Annotated in this window: 10 protein-coding genes, 2 tRNA genes and 1 other RNA gene; 6 read left to right on the forward strand and 7 right to left on the reverse strand. The window is 66.4% G+C overall.

Annotated elements, in window-relative coordinates; translation table 11 throughout:
- The first annotated feature begins 37 nt into the window (after window positions 1-37).
- Entirely contained in the window at window positions 38-3,046 is a 3,009-nt protein-coding gene (locus ACQU6B_RS12285; protein ID WP_430867828.1) for a sigma-70 family RNA polymerase sigma factor, read from the forward strand.
- Here the strand turns inward: ACQU6B_RS12285 and ACQU6B_RS12290 are convergent.
- The 5 genes from ACQU6B_RS12290 to upp all read right to left on the reverse strand — a co-directional run bounded on the left by ACQU6B_RS12290 (window position 3,043) and on the right by upp (window position 10,348).
- Window positions 3,043-3,651: a GlxA family transcriptional regulator gene (locus tag ACQU6B_RS12290; protein ID WP_430867829.1), complete on the reverse strand. Its 609-nt coding sequence runs from the start codon at window positions 3,649-3,651 to the stop codon at window positions 3,043-3,045. The genes ACQU6B_RS12285 and ACQU6B_RS12290 overlap by 4 nt on opposite strands.
- A gap of 38 nt (window positions 3,652-3,689) precedes the next feature.
- Window positions 3,690-4,994: a multidrug effflux MFS transporter gene (locus ACQU6B_RS12295; RefSeq protein WP_430867830.1), complete on the reverse strand. Its 1,305-nt coding sequence runs from the start codon at window positions 4,992-4,994 to the stop codon at window positions 3,690-3,692.
- Between the two features lie 286 nt (window positions 4,995-5,280).
- Window positions 5,281-6,267, reverse strand: coding sequence for a ribonucleotide-diphosphate reductase subunit beta (locus ACQU6B_RS12300; protein WP_430867831.1), 987 nt, complete (start codon window positions 6,265-6,267; stop codon window positions 5,281-5,283).
- Between the two features lie 27 nt (window positions 6,268-6,294).
- On the reverse strand, window positions 6,295-9,273 hold the full coding sequence (locus ACQU6B_RS12305; RefSeq protein WP_430867832.1) for a ribonucleoside-diphosphate reductase subunit alpha: 2,979 nt from the start codon (window positions 9,271-9,273) through the stop codon (window positions 6,295-6,297).
- 439 nt (window positions 9,274-9,712) lie between these two features.
- Entirely contained in the window at window positions 9,713-10,348 is a 636-nt protein-coding gene (gene upp / locus ACQU6B_RS12310) for a uracil phosphoribosyltransferase (protein WP_430867833.1), read from the reverse strand.
- Between the two features lie 87 nt (window positions 10,349-10,435).
- Here upp and ACQU6B_RS12315 point away from each other — a divergent pair, with 87 nt between their 5' ends.
- From ACQU6B_RS12315 to ACQU6B_RS12325, 3 genes are all read left to right on the forward strand, one after another.
- A complete protein-coding gene (locus tag ACQU6B_RS12315; protein WP_430867834.1) occupies window positions 10,436-10,891 on the forward strand; it encodes a nucleoside deaminase in 456 nt (151 codons plus the stop codon).
- Window positions 10,892-10,980: 89 nt separating this feature from the next.
- A tRNA-Ser gene (locus ACQU6B_RS12320) sits at window positions 10,981-11,071 on the forward strand.
- 203 nt (window positions 11,072-11,274) lie between these two features.
- Window positions 11,275-12,210, forward strand: a complete 936-nt coding sequence (locus ACQU6B_RS12325; protein ID WP_430867835.1) for a haloacid dehalogenase-like hydrolase — start codon at window positions 11,275-11,277, stop codon at window positions 12,208-12,210.
- A gap of 111 nt (window positions 12,211-12,321) precedes the next feature.
- Here ACQU6B_RS12325 and ACQU6B_RS12330 read toward each other — a convergent pair whose 3' ends face one another.
- Window positions 12,322-13,020: a LytR C-terminal domain-containing protein gene (locus ACQU6B_RS12330; RefSeq protein WP_430867836.1), complete on the reverse strand. Its 699-nt coding sequence runs from the start codon at window positions 13,018-13,020 to the stop codon at window positions 12,322-12,324.
- Between the two features lie 120 nt (window positions 13,021-13,140).
- Window positions 13,141-13,228: transfer RNA gene (locus ACQU6B_RS12335), tRNA-Ser, on the reverse strand.
- 65 nt (window positions 13,229-13,293) lie between these two features.
- Here ACQU6B_RS12335 and ffs point away from each other — a divergent pair.
- Window positions 13,294-13,390, forward strand: an RNA gene (gene ffs / locus ACQU6B_RS12340) — signal recognition particle sRNA small type.
- 61 nt (window positions 13,391-13,451) lie between these two features.
- The gene (locus ACQU6B_RS12345) at window positions 13,452-15,704 is read left to right on the forward strand and encodes a DNA polymerase III subunit gamma and tau (RefSeq protein WP_430867837.1); all 2,253 of its coding nucleotides are present in this window, start codon (window positions 13,452-13,454) and stop codon (window positions 15,702-15,704) included.

Genomic DNA, 15,704 nt, shown 5'->3' on the forward strand with positions numbered 1-15,704 from the left:
TGACTGTCTATGCCCACCTGAGGAGACCCCCAGTTACATGAGTTCAGAGGCGATCGCACTATGGACGGAAACGTCCAGCGACCCCGAGTTGATCGCGGGCGTACGCGCCGGTGACCAGACCGCCTTTGGCCTGCTCTATGAGCGTCACGTGGAGGCAGCGCGCAAGGTCGCGACGCAGTACACGAATAGCCCCTCAGACGTCGACGACGTGGTCTCGGAGTCGTTCTCGCGCGTGCTGCGCGCGCTGCAACGCGGAGACGGGCCGGACCTAGCGTTCCGCGCCTACCTGTTCACGATTGTCCGCCGCACCGGCATGGACATGATCAACAAGGGCATCCGCACCAAGCCTCGCGAAGACATGGGCGAGTACGAGGCGAACCTTGGCTACGAGGCATCGTCCGACGAGCCGGCCCTCGAAGGCTTCGAGCACGGCATGGTCGCCGGCGCCTTCAAGTCGCTTCCCGAGCGATGGCAGGCGGTGCTCTGGTACACCGAAGTTGAGAAGAAGAGCCCCAAGGAGATCGCCCCGCTGCTCGGCCTGAGCGCGAACGGGGTCGCTGCCCTCGCCTACCGAGCGCGGGAGGCGCTTCGCCAGGCGTACCTGCAGCAGCACCTCAATAGCGCGGACACGCTGAACTGCCTCGAGGCGAACACCCAGCTCGGTTCCTACGTCCGCGGGGGGCTCAACAAGCGCGAACACACCCGCATCGACGAACACGTCAAGACGTGTGAGCGTTGTACTGCGTTGGTACTCGAGCTTCAAGACGTTAACCGCGGCATGCGCGGGATCATCGCCCCGATCGTGCTCGGGACGCTCGGCATGGGCGCGCTCCAGGGCGGAATGCCCATTGGCGGCGCCTTCGGTCCGGGAGCCACGGCAAGCGCATCCTCCGCTGGCACCGCCGGCGCGGGAGTATCCGCAGGCGCATCGGGCGTAGGCGGCACCGCCGTTGGCGCGACCGGGCTGGCAGCCGCATTCGCAGGCGCGTCCGGCGTTCTTATTCCGGCCGCCGCGGTGGTCGGTGTAGTCGCCCTGGCCTTAGGTGGCGCGAGCCTTCTCGGCCTGTTCAGCGGCGGCTCCCCCGAGTCCGCCGGCACGCAGGCGGTCGGCTCCACCCCAGATTCCTCCGCCACGGATAACCTGGCCGGCGAGAGCGACGGCGTGGACGCCGAGGAGCCATCAATCCTGGTGCCCGGCGTAAACGAGCTCGGCGAGGCCGACCCTGACACCGGCAATACCCCTGGCCTGCAGAGCGGCGCCGGCGGATTTAACGGCTCCCCCGCGATCGCCGGCAACGACGCAGGCGCGGGCACCGGCGTGACCGGCGCGGGCAACGGTTCTGGCGTTGGCACTGGCTCGACCGGCGCAGGCTCAGGTGGCGGCGCGACGGATAACGGTTCAGGCTCAGGCTCAGGCTCCGGCTCTGGTGCTGGAACAGGCACCGGCTCGGGTACGGGCGGCACCAGTGGCGGTGAAACTGGTGGCGGTGAGACCGGTGGCGGTGAGACCGGTGGCGGTGAGACCGGTGGCGGTGAAACTGGTGGCGGTGAAACTGGTGGCGGTGAGACCCCTCCCCCCGTGGGCGCAGTTCTTTCAATCGCCGAGGCGCCGCTGAACTACCTCGAGGTATCCTCGAGTTCACCCACCGTGTCGATGTCGGTGTCCAACTCCGGCGACACCAACGCCGGAGCGATGCAGGCGACGGTGACCCTTCCTACGGGCCTCCTGTTCTCTGCACCCTCAGTGGCCGGCGGCGGCGGAACTTCCTCGTTGCGGTCCGCACCGGAGCTCTCGAACTTCCTGTCCTACGCTGCGACGGGATCCTTCGGCGCTGGCGACTGGTCCTGCGAATTGACGTCCGGCCACTCCTCAGTGGTCTGCGGAATCAGCGACCTTGCGGCCGGCGAATCAGCGGAACTAGATCTGACCGTCGCGATCGACACCTTCACCGGCCTCGACGACGCCGCGGAAACTGTGTTCGACGTGGTCGCGGGCGACCGCACCGCGCACTACCAAGTTCCCACCGGGCTCGAGAAGGTCAACGACAACCTCAACGTCGCCTTCTCCGCACGCGGTCACGTGGCGGCCACCACCGTTGGCTCGCCGCTGATGGGCTGCGACCTATCGCTCGCAAAGTGCCAGGACGTCATGTACTCGACGTCCAGCAGCGCGGGAAACAACAGCCAGAACATGGTCGCCATCAACGTGGCCGGCGGCGGGCGCAACTCGGCCAAGACCCTCCTCGAACTCCCTAGCGACGCCAAGGTTCTCTACGCGGCCCTCGAGTGGTCTGCCAACGCGAGCGTCCGGGACGCCACGAAGGGGACCGAGAACTCCCCAGAGATGTGGTTCGACAGCGACATCTCTAAGGCGCGGATCCAGGCGCCCGGCGCCTCGAAATGGAATGTGATCGACGGCACCGTCGTCTCCCCCATCTACCTAGACGGCTCGAATCGCGCCTATTACCAGTCACGTGCGAACGTGACCGAGTTGGTGCGCGACGGCGGCGCCGGCGAGTGGACTGTGGCAGATATCGCCCTGAGCCGATCCGCCAACGACAACGACCGCACGTACTACGGCGGGTTCGCCCTCACCGTGATCTACGAGTCGCCGAGCCTGCCCACGGCTAGGGTCGCGATCTTCGACGGCAGCCGCTGGGTCAGTGAGCGCGCGAGCGCCGAGTTCCGCTTCTTCACCGGCTCTACCTCGACAGCCGAGTTGGGTTGGGTCGCGTGGGATTCGGACCGCAGTCTCACCGGCGACCGGGCCCAGATCGACGATGTGTCGTTGACTCCGCGTCGTTGGAACGGCCCGGCTGGCACCTATATTTCAGCAGATTCGAGTGCCGCGATTCTCGGCAAGACGAACGATGCCGCCGACTCCACCGCAGCAGGTTCTGCCTTCTCGAACAGCCTCGGGGTAGACGCAAAATCGTTCTTCCCGAGCGGCAACCTCGCGGCGGGCAAGCACACGCTGCGTGCCACGAGCACCGGCGACAACTACCTGCTCAGTTCCGTCACGGTGACGGTGGTCTCGGAGTCCTAGCGAGCGGGGCTGGGATTCCAGTCCATCTCGAGTTGACGCGCGGTCCGTTTTGCGACGTCAACGCCAAAGTCTCGGCCCACCAGGTGTAGCGCCATGTGTATGCCTGACGTCAGGCCTCCGCTTGTCACGACCGCGCCGTTGTCCACCCACCGCACGGCCTCGACTCCCTCGCCGATCCGCCCCTCGCCAGCCAGCAGCGCCACATCCTCCCAGTGCGTCGTCGCAGGCTGACCGTCCAGCAGGCCCTGGTCGCTCAGCAGGAACGCCCCCGTGCATACGGAGGCGACCGTCGCCGACGACCTGGCGAGGCCCGCGATCGCGGCGCCGACGGCGGGATTGGCCCGCGCGGCAGCTATGTCGACGAGTCCGGGGACGATGAGCGTGTGGAGGGTGCCAGCATCGGCTGCGGGCATCGTTCCCGTCACTGTCATTCCGCCATAGGCGACCACGTCCTCGCCGACGGGCGAGATGAGCACCACCTCGTACAGAGCCGCGTCACCATCCCGCTCGGCAAGCCGGGACGCGGTGAGGAACACCTCGTACGGGCCGCCGGAGTCGATTAGGTCGAAGCCGTCGTAGAGCAGGATGCCGATGCGCTTAGTCATGGGACCACGCTAGCGCGGTCACCGACCGGCGGGTGAGCCTAGGCGACGACGACGGACTGGATCCGCGGACGCACCACAATCCAGAAGGTCAGGTGGGCGACCAGCAGCGCGCCGACCATCACGATTCCCATCGAGGCGACCGAGATGCCCATCACGCCGACGATCGGCGACAGCAGTCCGGCCACGCCGAAGTTCGCCGCGCCGATGACGGAGGCGGCAGTACCTGCCTCCTTGCCGTGGCTGGCCAGCGCCGTGACCTGCACCGAGGGCATGATGAGCCCCACCGGGGAGACGACGAGGAAGAGCGACGCCAGCACGGCGATCAGGCCGACGCCGAAGAACGAACCGACGAGCAGCGAGGCGGCTCCCACGCTCATGACCCCGAGGCCGAGCGCGGCTACGGTGCGAGGAGGGTAGCGGCGCATGAGCCGGCTAGCGATCTGCGTGCACACCACCAGGCCCAGAGAGTTGATGCCAAAGACGATTCCGTACTCCTGCGCGCTGAGCCCGTAGATGTCCTGGAGCACAAAGGACGACGACGAGAGGTACGCGAACAGCGTGGTGAACGTCATCGCGCCGACTATCGCGATACCGACGAACGCAGGGTCCGTCAGCAGCTTCTTGTAACGCTTGCCTACGATGCCCTTCTCGTCGTTGCCGCGCTGCGCCGGGGGAAGAGTCTCGAACATCTTCACGCCGACGATGGTGCCGATGAGCACGCCGTACGCGGCGAGGACAAAGAAGACCTCGCGCCAGTCGACCACTCGCAGCAGCTGCGAACCGATGACCGGGGCCAGGACGGGAGCCAGTCCGGTAACCAGGGCCATCCGCGACAGCATGCGGATAAGTGACTGCCCTGCGAACAGGTCACGAACCACGGCCATCGCGACAACCGCGCCGCCTGCCGCGCCAATTCCCTGGAAGATGCGACCGACCATGACCCACTCGACCGTGGGGGCGAGCGCGACACCGATGCTCGCGACCACGTGAAGCGCGGTGGCGATTAGGAGCGGCCGCTTACGTCCGAAGGAGTCGCTCAGCGGCCCCACGATCAGCTGGCCCAGGCCAAAGCCGATCATGGTGGCCGTGAGAGTCAGCTGGATGGCGGCGTCGCTGGCGTTAAGGTCCGCGGCTACCTGAGGGAAGGCCGGCAGATAGAGGTCGATCGTGAAGGGGCCCATCGCGACCAGCGCGCCGAGCATAAGAATGTAGCCGATGCGCTGGTTACGAGACATCCTCTCGCCCAGCTGCCGGCGGTTGACGTTCGGCTGGCGGCGCGCAGGGGCGGTCGACGGCTGGGTCGCGGAATCGGCAGCGGGCCTGGTCGCTAGGTCTGAAGTCACGGTGGGGTACGTCCTTGAATGGTGATGGCATCAGGCGACGCTGCCGTGAAGATGGGCGACGGAATGAAAGCACTCACGCCTGCAGAGAATTCAACGCGCGCGGGGGCGCAAAGATTCCCGGAACCTCAAACATATGCGAAACGCGATGTATCCGCATCCGCAGAACGATCGCCCGCGCGGTCGGTGTGACTGGGATCACGCAACGCAGAAGGCTAGGGACCGGCGGCGAGTGGGTATTCGAGCCTGACGGCCCCCACACGTCGCCGGGCCCTAGCCCGGAGAACAACTACTTCTTGGTGCCCTGCGCGTTGACCTCGTACGAGGTGTTGGTGGCCTCGAAGAAGTTCACCAGCTGCAGGGTGTCGTTCGCGGTAGCCATCCACTTGGCGGGGTTCGACACGTTGTAGTGCGAGTCGAAGCCGAGCTCCTCGAGGCGACGGTCAGCCAGGTACTTCACGTACTGGTTCACGTAGTCGGCGTTGAGGCCCAGGATCCCGGTGGGGAGAAGGTCGCGGTTGTACTGCTCCTCCATCTCCACGGCGCCGATGATCATCTGACGGATCTCCTCGGCGAAGTCGGGGTCCTGCAGGTCCTCGTTCTCCTCGAGCACGGTCAGGATCAGGTTGATCCCGAACTGGAGGTGAAGCGACTCGTCGCGAATCACCCAGTCCATGAGCGAACCGAAGTTGCGCAGCAGGTTGCGCTGACGGAAGCTCAGCGCGACCATGAATCCTGAGTAGAACCAGATGCCCTCGAGGATGATGTTGTACGCGACGAGGTTGCGGACAAAGTCCTTCTTGCCCTCGGTCGTGGTGATATCCAGCGTCTCTTCGGTCATGCGCTTGATGAACTTGACGCCGAACTCCTCCTTGGCCGCCATGGAGGGCACGGTGGCGTGAGAGTTGTAGGCCGCTTCGCGGTCAATCGGGAACGTCTCGAGGACGTACTCGAAGGACATGCAGTGGTTGGCTTCCTCCCACATCTGCTTAGCCAGGTAGAGGTGGCACTCCGGCGCGTTGATGTAGGGGTAAACGCCGAACGCAAGCGCCTTGTTCACGAGCAGCTCGTTCGGGTTGAAGTAGGACATCAGGAACGTGATGGCGTGACGCTCTTCGTCCGTCATCTTCCTGAAGTCGCCTAGGTCCTCGCCCAGCTGAATCTCGTTAGGGAACCACGTGTTGGCAACGGCCTGGTCGTACAGCTCCATCGCCCATGGGTAGGTGACGGGCTTGAGTAGCAGTCCGTCCTGAATGCCTGTTCCTAAAATCGCCATGATCTGGTCCTTAACCTTTCCCCGCCGTTACTGGCAGGACTCGCATTGCAGAGCTTCCATCGGGTCGACGGGGCAAGCCACGCCGCCGATCATTTCTGTGTTGCCGCCAACGGAACTCGACGTCACGGCGAACTCGGTGACGCCGGCGGGAGCGGCCGCCGTGGGTGCCTCGTACGGCTCGGGGAGCGACGTGGGCGGCACCGCGGGCTGCTGGGTCGGAGCCGGCGCAAACGCCGTCGTCGCCAGTGCGGACATCACGGCCGCGGGTGCGACTGAGATCGTTGACGCTTGGCTCTGGGGGGCCGCCGATGCGGGGGCCGCGGCCGCCACAGGGGCGCTCGCCGCCGCAGCGCCGAAGCCCTTGCGGGGAGTTGCCGCAGCGACCGGGGCCACGTCGGCAACCGGGGCTGCGGAGATCGGCTGTGCCGCAACGGCCTCGGCCGGAGCGTCAGCAATCGCCTCGGCGACCGCGGACTCTACCGCGGTGACCGCGCCAGTCGCCTTAGCTGCTCCGAAGCCCTTGCGAGCGCCGAATCCCTTGCGAGAGGGCCCGCCGGTCGCCCCACCGGAGGGCTTGGTGCCCGCGCTGTTGGTGGGCATCTTCTCCGACTTGTTCACGCGCACCGTCGACTGCTCGGCGGTGTGACGCGGCTTCATGTGCAGGTAATAGGTGGTCTTCACGCCACGCTCCCACGCGGCGGAGTACAGCGCCATCATGCTCTCGACGTCGCGGTCCGCGAGGTAGATGTTGCGGCTGATCGCCTGGTCGATCCACTTCTGAGCGCGCGCTGCTACCTCGATGAAGGCGTAGGGCGACAGCTGGAAGGACGTCTTGTAGACCGTCTGCAGGTGCTCGGGGACCTCCTCGATCTGGCTGAGGTCGCCCTGGACCTCCAGCAGTCGGTCGCGGACGTCTTCCCAAATGCCCTCGGACTGCAGGTCGCGAACAAGGTTGCGGTTGACCTCGAGGAACTTGCCCGAGGAGGTGGCACGGGAGAAGATCTGCGAGAACTGCGGGTCGAAGCCGGGCGTGGTGCCCGCGACGAGGCCGATGGAGGCGGTGGGCGCGACAGCGAGGAGCGTCGCGTTGCGGATGCCCCCCTTGACCTTCTCGCGCAGCACGTCCCAGTCCAGGCGCATGGTGCGGTTGACGTCAATCTTCACGCCACGGTCCGCCTCAGTCGACGCGATGGTGTCGAACGGGACCTTGCCCTGCGACCAGCCGGAGCCAGCGAAGTTGTTGTACGAGCCGCGCTCACGAGCCAGATCAGCAGACGCGTCAATGGCGTGGTACGACACGAACTCCATGATCTCGTCGATCAGGTCGTAGGACTTTTCCGACTCGTACGCGAGGCCGAGGCGCTCGGTGACGTCGGTGAAGCCCATGACACCCAGACCCACCGCGCGGTTCTCGCGGTTGGCGTGGTCCGATTCCTTGACAGCGGACAGCGTGATGTCGACCAGGTTGTCGAGCTGGCGCACCGCGAGGCGCACCGAGCTCTCCATGCGGTCCCAGTCGATCCTGCCGTCCACGAAGTGCTCGGACAGGTTCACCGAGGCCAGGTTGCAGACGGCGATGTTGTCGCGGTCCTGCGGCAGGCAGATCTCGGTGCACAGGTTCGACAGGTGAATGGTGCCGGTGTTCGTGTTGAGGGCACGGTTGTTGATCGTGTCCTTCCAGGTCAGCCACGGGTGAGAAGAACCCTGCAGCATGAGCAGAATCGACTTGTACTGCTCGCGGGCACGCATCTTGGTGAAACGCTGCAGCTTGCCGCTCTCCGCGAGCGAGACGAGTTCCGCATACCGGGCGGAGAACGCCGAGCCCGTGAGCTCCACCAGGTCGGGGGCCTCCGCGGGGTCGAACAGGTACCAGTCCTGGTCCGCGGCGACGCGCTTCATGAATTCGTCGGAGATCCACACTGCCGTGTTGGCGGTGCGGGTGCGGCGGTAGGGGTCACCGGAGTTCTGGCGCAGGTCGAGGAACTGCGCGAAGTCCATGTGCCAGTTCTCCATGTAGAAGCACAGCGCGCCGAACTTCTTGCCGCCGCGCGACACCGCACGCAGCGTGGAGTCGATGGTGTGCATGAACGGGATGGGGCCGGTCGAGGTGGTGTTGTTCGACTTGATGGGCGAACCCTCGGAGCGCAGCTTGGTGACGGAGAGTCCGATTCCGCCCGTGCCCTTGGTCAGCCACATGACGTCGCCAACGGTCTTGGCGATGTGGTCCATGTCGTCTTCCATCTGCATCACGAAGCAGTTGGAGAGCTGCGGGTAGGACGTGCCCGCGTTGACCAGCGTCGAGCCGGCGGGAAGGTAGTCGAGCTTCGAGATCTTGTCGTAGAACTTGAGCGCCATCTCGGTGGGGTTCTCTTCGTTGAGCGAGAGACCCATGGAGACGCGCATCCAGAAGTACTGAGGCACCTCGAGGGACTTACCGTGACGGTCAGTGATCATGTAGCGGTTGCGCATGGTCACGGTGCCGATGTACTTAAGCAGGTCGTCGCGCTCGTGGTCGATCGCCGCGGCGAGCGCGTCCAGGTCAAAGATCGTGGTCAGGCGCTCGTCGAGCAGGCCCTCCTCCACGGCGTCGCGGATGTAACCCGGGAAGCGTGCCTGGTGAAGCAGCGCCAGCTCGAGCGAGGTGTCGAAGCCGCCGAGGACTCGCTTGTAGATCACCTTGCGCAGCAGGCGCGCGGCGATGATGTCGAAGTCGGGGTCGTCCTTCACGTTCTGGACGGCCACTCCGATGGCGGCCTCGTCCAGCTGCTCGGTGGTGATTCCGTCGAACAGGGTGATGCCCAGCTCGGTCGCAATCTGCGTGGTCTTCGAGATCTGGTCCTCTAGGCCCTCCGCAGCGTGCTCGATCGCCTTGTTGATGCGGTCGGCGTTGTACGGCTCGCGGGTGCCATCGCGCTTGGTGACGTGAATGCCCGGCTTAGTGAGGGCCGCGATCGCCGTTGTGTCGCCGTTGACGTCGGTATTCGCGGAGTTTTCGGTAATCGTCACGGTGCTCTCCTGCAAGTGATTGGAACGGTGGCCGATGGGCCCTGTAAGGATTGTGCTTGGGACTTGGGGCAAGGGTCGTGCCGAGGTGTGTTCACGGCCTCTGGACCTTGCCGAAGCGTTGCCTGAATCTACGCTCTCGGACCCCTCGCTGTCCAGCCCAACACGCGACTATTTCACTAGATATAGGGGTCATCGTCTGGGACCACCCCTAGATGTAGTGGTTTCTATCCACAGGTGGGCCCGGAACCTGTGGATACGCTGTGGACAACGCGGCGTGTCCTCCACAGGCGCGCCGATTCCCTGGGGACGACCTCTCCGCGGGGCAATTTTGGGCATGTTTCAAGGATGCCAAAGGGGTCTGACATTTCTCGCGCCCCGGCGGCAACACGGGTCGCAAATAGCGGCTAAGGGCTAGCGATCAGCCAACCCGGCGCGCGGATTAGACGAGGCCGTAGAGCCTGTCGCCCGCGTCCCCGAGTCCGGGAACGATGAATCCCTGGTCGTTCAGGCACTCGTCGACCTGAGCCACCACCACGGATACGTCGACCCGGTCGCCCATGGCCGTACGGACCCGCTCGATCCCCTCGGGGGCAGCGAGCAGGCAGACGCAGGTCACGTCGGTGGCGCCGCGCTCCAGCACATACTCGATGGCCGCGACGAGCGAGCCACCCGTCGCCAGCATCGGGTCGACGAGGAACACCTGTCGCCCGGTGAGGTCGTCGGGAAGCCGGTTCGCATACGTGATCGCCTCGAGCGTCTCCTCGTCGCGCTTGAGCCCAAGGAATCCCACCTCGGCGCTCGGCAACATGCGGGTCATCCCGTCCAGCATGCCCAGTCCGGCGCGCAGGATCGGCACGATCAGCGGCGCGGGGCTGGCGATCTTGGTGCCGGTCGTCTCCTGCAACGGAGTCTGAACCACGCAGTCCTGCACGCGTACCTGCCGCGTCGCCTCGTACGCGAGCAGCGTCACCAACTCATCCACCAGCAGCCGGAACGTCGGCGAGGGGGTGTTCTTGTCCCGAAGGACGGTGACCTTGTGGGCGATGAGCGGGTGGTCCGCGACATGAAGCTGCATGGCTTAACCCTACTTCTTGGCGGGCGTCCTCGTGGATACCCAAGCGCCGCATCGGGCGTCCTGAATCCCCCAGGTAGCCTGGAGCGCATGCACGCGTTCTACGAGGCAGCCATGGGCGAGGCCCTGATGCTGGCGCGCGCCGCCCAAAACCTGGGCGAGGTCCCGGTCGGGGCTGTGGTGCTCGACGCGGAGGGCTCGGTCATTGGCCGCGGCTTCAATCAGCGCGCCGTGCGCTCGGACCCCACCGCCCACGCGGAAGTGCTCGCGTTACGCGAGGCCGCGGAGTCGGCCGGCTCCTGGCGGCTCGAGGGATGCACGCTGGTGGTCACGCTAGAGCCGTGCGCGATGTGCGCCGGCGCGCTGCTCGCCGCGCGCATTCCCCGCCTGGTGATTGGCGCTTGGGACCAGAAGGCGGGGGCGACCGGATCCCAGTGGGACTTGGTGCGCGACGCCCGCATCGGCTCCAAGGTCGAGGTCATCGCAGACGTGCGCGGCGTGGAGTCCGCGACGCTCTTGCGCGAGTTCTTCGAGCAGCGCCGCTAGCCACCCAAGGCACACGGCCGATGCAGTGCCCAGGCGGGTATTTACGCCCGGTTTGGTCGCGGCGCGTCTTTGACGGTATTCTCATCCGCGGTGCCGTGTCCGAGCGGCCGAAGGTGCAGCACTCGAAATGCTGTGTACGGCAAACCCGTACCGTGGGTTCAAATCCCACCGGCACCGCCACAAGAAAACCCGGTCCAGACTCGCGAGAGTCAGGACCGGGTTTTTGCGTTGAAGCGGGCGGGCACGGCTGACCGCGTGGGGAGAAAGTTTCCACTCATCGCCTTCGTTCCTTGCTCCCGACGATAGGTTGTTGTCACTGGCAGCCGCCCGCCGCGCGCGGTGCGCTCCGGCGCCCAACACCCCTACCAAAGGATGCCGCCCACATGAGTGAGTACCTGGAGTCATGGCTAGATTCGGAAGCCAAGAACGCCATCGTCAGCTTTGTCGAGGCGGTGACCGACTCAGAATCCGACGAGTTCGCTCCCATTGAAGACCGGGTGGCGACCTTCGACAACGACGGCACCCTGTGGAGCGAGAAACCGCTCGCCCAAGGCGTCTTCATTGCCGAGCGCCTGGCCGAGGCCGCGCTGGCCGACGAATCGCTACGGGGGTCTGAGCCTTGGGCCTCCCTCGCCGCGGGCGACGCCTCCTGGATCGACAACGCCATCGTCAAGCACTACAGCGGAGACCAGGCAGACCTGCAGCTCCTCGCAGGCGCGGTCCTGAGCGCCTTCGGTGACATTGGCGTCGAGGAGTTTGAGCAGCAGTCGGCAGAATTTCTAGCGCGGGGACTCAACCCGATTCACGAGCGGCCCTTTACCGAACTGGGGTTCGTGCCCATGGTCGAGCTCCTCGCCTACCTCGAGGCCCACCAGTTCACGTGCTACATCGTCTCTGGCGGGGGCCGCGACTTCATGCGCCCGGTCACCGCGAGCATGTATGGCATTCCGCGAGAGCGCGTCGTGGGCAGTTCGTCGGGCCTAGCCTTCGTGTCCGACGCCGATGGTGCCCGGGTGGTGCGCACCGCGACGCTCGGCATCCTCGACGACGGACCCACGAAGGCGACACAGATCTGGGAGCGGATCGGACGTCGACCCCTCCTCGCCGCCGGCAACGCGAACGGCGACGTGCCGATGCTCGAGTTGGCGACCAGCCAGCCGCGGCGAACTCTGGGCCTGCTCGTGTCCCACGACGACGATGCGCGAGAGGTCGCGTATGCCGAGGGGGCCGAGCGGGCGTTCGAGACCGCAGCTACGCGCGGATGGACCGCGATCAGCATGGCGAACCACTGGTCGCGCGTGTTCGCGCACGACGTCTAGAGACTTCGACGAGCGCACCGGTGCTCCCGGTGATCGCCTCACGTCATAGGAAACCCGGTCCCGCTTGGAGTTGGGGCCGAACTTCTTAGCGTGAGGTGACGCGGGCCGGTGCTATGAGGCGGAGGCCGACGCGCTAGGTGATGCCTCGGGCTCGGGGCTAGCCAGCGGGTCATCCGGGAGGTTTCGCGGCGCGGGCTCGGGCGCCACCAGCTCGATCGGTACGCACTGCTGCGGCCGCACAAACGCGATCTCGGTGCTGATCTCGGCGGCGTCCTGCGAACGCAGGCTATCCGCCGCAGAGTAGTCGTCGCCAATAATGAGGTCGAGGAGTGCACTGTCGCGGGTGTCCATCACCATCTCAAAATCGGTGAAGTAGGTGGACAACGTGTAGGCCTGGGCGAGACCTTCCTCGCCGTAGTAGATGCGAACGGTCCCGGGGAAGTCGCGCGTCCAGTTACTGGAGCCGGTCACTACAAATCCGCGCCCGCTCAGGTCCTTCGAGGTGGTGCTCGCGAGGCCCGCCGTGTTCGTCGCATTGATCACGCGTAGCGACACGTCGGTCGGCGCCATCGGCATCACGCCCGCGGGCGGGCACGCGATATTGACCTCAGTCTCGAACGCGCTCTCCGGAGTGACGAAGGGCTGAGCGAACGGGCCCTCGATGTCGCCCCGGTAGACCGATGCGAAGAAGAAGCCCGCGAGCGCGAGGCCCCCGAAGATCGCGCCGAAAACAAGGATCTGTCGTTCACGCCTGCGGCGGCGCACGCGCGCACGCTTGCTGGCAGTCGGGTCGATCGGGGGCTGAGTCACGGGCACCACTTTAGTAGAGAGACGGATTCTCGCGGCACAGCGCTCGCGCGCGCCACACGCATCACCTATAACGAACAACGCCCGTCACTCGCTGCGAAGCGAGTAACGGGCCGTCGTCTATGGCGGAGGATAGGGGATTCGAACCCCTGAGGGCTTGCACCCAACACGCTTTCCAAGCGTGCGCCATAGGCCACTAGGCGAATCCTCCAGGCTCATGAATGCTACCCGAGGTCTCGCGTTATACGTAATTCGCCGGTTCTGGTTAAACTTGAGCCCGGCCCCTCACGTGGCGCCATCTCGCTTAACTCCCCCAGGGCAGGAATGCAGCAAGGGTAGGTGGGCTCTAGCGGGTGCGTGAGGGGTCTTCTTATGTCCGGGTGTCTATCCCCCGGCCGATGCGCCCGTCTCACCCCGGCGCTAGAGTCGTCACTGTGACTGCCGCCTTGTACCGCCGATACCGCCCCGACACCTTCGCCGACGTCGTGGGGCAGGAACACGTCACCACGCCGCTAATGCAGGCGCTGCGCGCGGACAAGGTCAACCACGCGTATCTGTTCTCCGGCCCCCGCGGCTGCGGTAAGACCACCTCCGCGCGGATCCTGGCTCGCTGCCTGAACTGCGCTGAGGGCCCGACCGACACCCCCTGCGGAGTGTGCGACTCGTGCACCGAGTTGGCGCGCGGTGGGGCCGGCTCCGTGGACGTGGTCGAGATTGACGCCGCCTCCCACAACGGCGTGGACGACGCCCGCGAGCTGCGCGAACGCGCCGCCTTCGCCCCCGCCCGGGACCGGTACAAGATCTTCATCCTGGATGAGGCCCACATGGTGACGCCGCAGGGCTTCAATGCCCTGCTCAAGCTGGTCGAGGAGCCGCCGCCCCACGTCAGGTTCATCTTCGCGACCACTGAGCCCGAGAAGGTCATCGGCACCATCCGCTCGCGCACGCACCACTACCCTTTCCGCCTGGTGCCGCCCGGAGTCCTGAACGACTACCTACAGACGCTGTGCGTCGCGGAGGACGTCACGGTGGCCGCCGGGGTCCTGCCCCTCGTGGTGCGCGCCGGAGGCGGCTCGGTCCGTGACTCACTGTCCGTGCTCGACCAACTCATGGCCGGATCCGGCATCGAGGGCGTCACGTACGACCGCGCCATCTCCCTGCTGGGATTCACCGATGCCACGCTGCTGGACGACGCGATCGACGCGATCGCTGCCGCGGACGGAGCGTCCCTCTTCGAGATCGTGGGCCGAGTCATCGGCATCGGCCACGAGCCCCGCAGATTCGTCGAGGACCTGCTGGAACGCCTGCGCGACATCCTCGTCCTTACCGCTTCCGGTGCGGCGGGGGCCAAGGCCCTCGGAGAGATGCCGGAGGACCAGCTCGAGCGTATGAAGGACCAGGCGCGCAGGCTGGGACTCGCCCGGGCCTCGCGTGCGGGCGACCTCGTCAACGACGCGCTGACCAAGATGGTGGGCGCCACGTCGCCTCGCCTGCACCTTGAACTCCTGTGCGCGCGGCTTATCGCGGCAGACGGCGCCGGTGCTCCCGGAGTCCCCGCACCCGTCGCGGCGGTTGCGGGAGGCACTGCCTCGGCGCAGGTCTCCGCAGCGCCCGCCCCGGCCCCCCAGCCGACTCAGGCGCCTGTTCACGCAGATTCCCGCGGGGAGGCGGCCCGCGCCCAGCCATCGACTACCGAGCCCTCACCTGCTCAGTCCGCGCCCGCTCAGTCGGCACCTGCTCAGTCGGCACCTGCTCAGTCTGCTCCTGCTCAGTCTGCAGCCAGCGGCGCTGACGCAGCACGCGCGGCCGTCGCGAAGCCCGCGTCGCCCCCTGCTCCCACGCCCTCTCAGAGCGGCCAGCCGGCCGTTTCAGCCGGCGCCTCAGCGCCTGCACCCGCATCGGCACCGGCCGCGGCGAGCGCACCCGTAGCGGCCCCCACGTCCGCCACCACCGCCGACGTCGCTGGGGGAGCCGAGGACACCGAGCTCGTGCGACGCCGTTGGGACGAGGTGCTCGGCTCGCTCGAGCGCCGCCGCGTCACCTGGGTACTGGTGAAGCAGAGCGCACAGGTCGCCAGCATCGACAACGGCGTGCTGAAGCTCGCCTTCGACGGCGCGCCCCTGGCCTCGCGCTTCGCGACCGGCAACCACGCGGAGAACGTCGCCATCGCCGTGCGCGAGACGCTCGGGCTGCACGTGCGCGTCGAGGGCATCGCAGGCCCCGCCGGCTCGGTGACTCCCGCGGCGACCCCGCGACCGGCCGCCGCCGTGCAGGCCGCTCCGTCTCAGCCTGTCGAACAGGCGCCGCCCACCGAGGCAATCCCCACGCAACCGGCGACGAGCGCGATCCCGCAACCGCCCGCATCGGACACCCCTCCGTGGGATGACGTGCCCCCCATCGATTCCGAGCCGGAGCGCGACGAGCCCGAGCACGGCCGGCCCGCCCACAGTGCGAGCACAGTGCGCGCGTCGGTAAACCACGCCTCCAAGTCGGCCGCTTCGGTGACTCCCGCCGCTCCAGCGACCGCACCTGCAAAGACGGCGACTACCTCTTCCGCGCCGTCCGCGGGATCGTCACCGTGGGATGACGAGGAGGTCAGCGACGACGACGCCGCGGCCCCCGATGCCGGACTCAGCGGTGCCGACATGGTCGCCAAGATGCTCGGCGGCAAGGTCATCAAGGAGTAG

This window comes from Demequina aurantiaca, assembly GCF_050598105.1.
GTDB classification, from domain to species: domain Bacteria; phylum Actinomycetota; class Actinomycetes; order Actinomycetales; family Demequinaceae; genus Demequina; species Demequina aurantiaca_A.

Excerpts from the sequence above, each read along its gene's own strand:
- ACQU6B_RS12285 (WP_430867828.1), top strand. The coding sequence starts at position 38 with ATGAGTTCAGAGGCGATCGCACTATGGACGGAAACGTCCAGCGACCCC.
- ACQU6B_RS12290 (WP_430867829.1), bottom strand. The coding sequence starts at position 3,651 with ATGACTAAGCGCATCGGCATCCTGCTCTACGACGGCTTCGACCTAATC.
- ACQU6B_RS12300 (WP_430867831.1), bottom strand. The coding sequence starts at position 6,267 with ATGGCGATTTTAGGAACAGGCATTCAGGACGGACTGCTACTCAAGCCC.
- upp (WP_430867833.1), bottom strand. The coding sequence starts at position 10,348 with ATGCAGCTTCATGTCGCGGACCACCCGCTCATCGCCCACAAGGTCACC.
- ACQU6B_RS12315 (WP_430867834.1), top strand. The coding sequence starts at position 10,436 with ATGCACGCGTTCTACGAGGCAGCCATGGGCGAGGCCCTGATGCTGGCG.
- ACQU6B_RS12325 (WP_430867835.1), top strand. The coding sequence starts at position 11,275 with ATGAGTGAGTACCTGGAGTCATGGCTAGATTCGGAAGCCAAGAACGCC.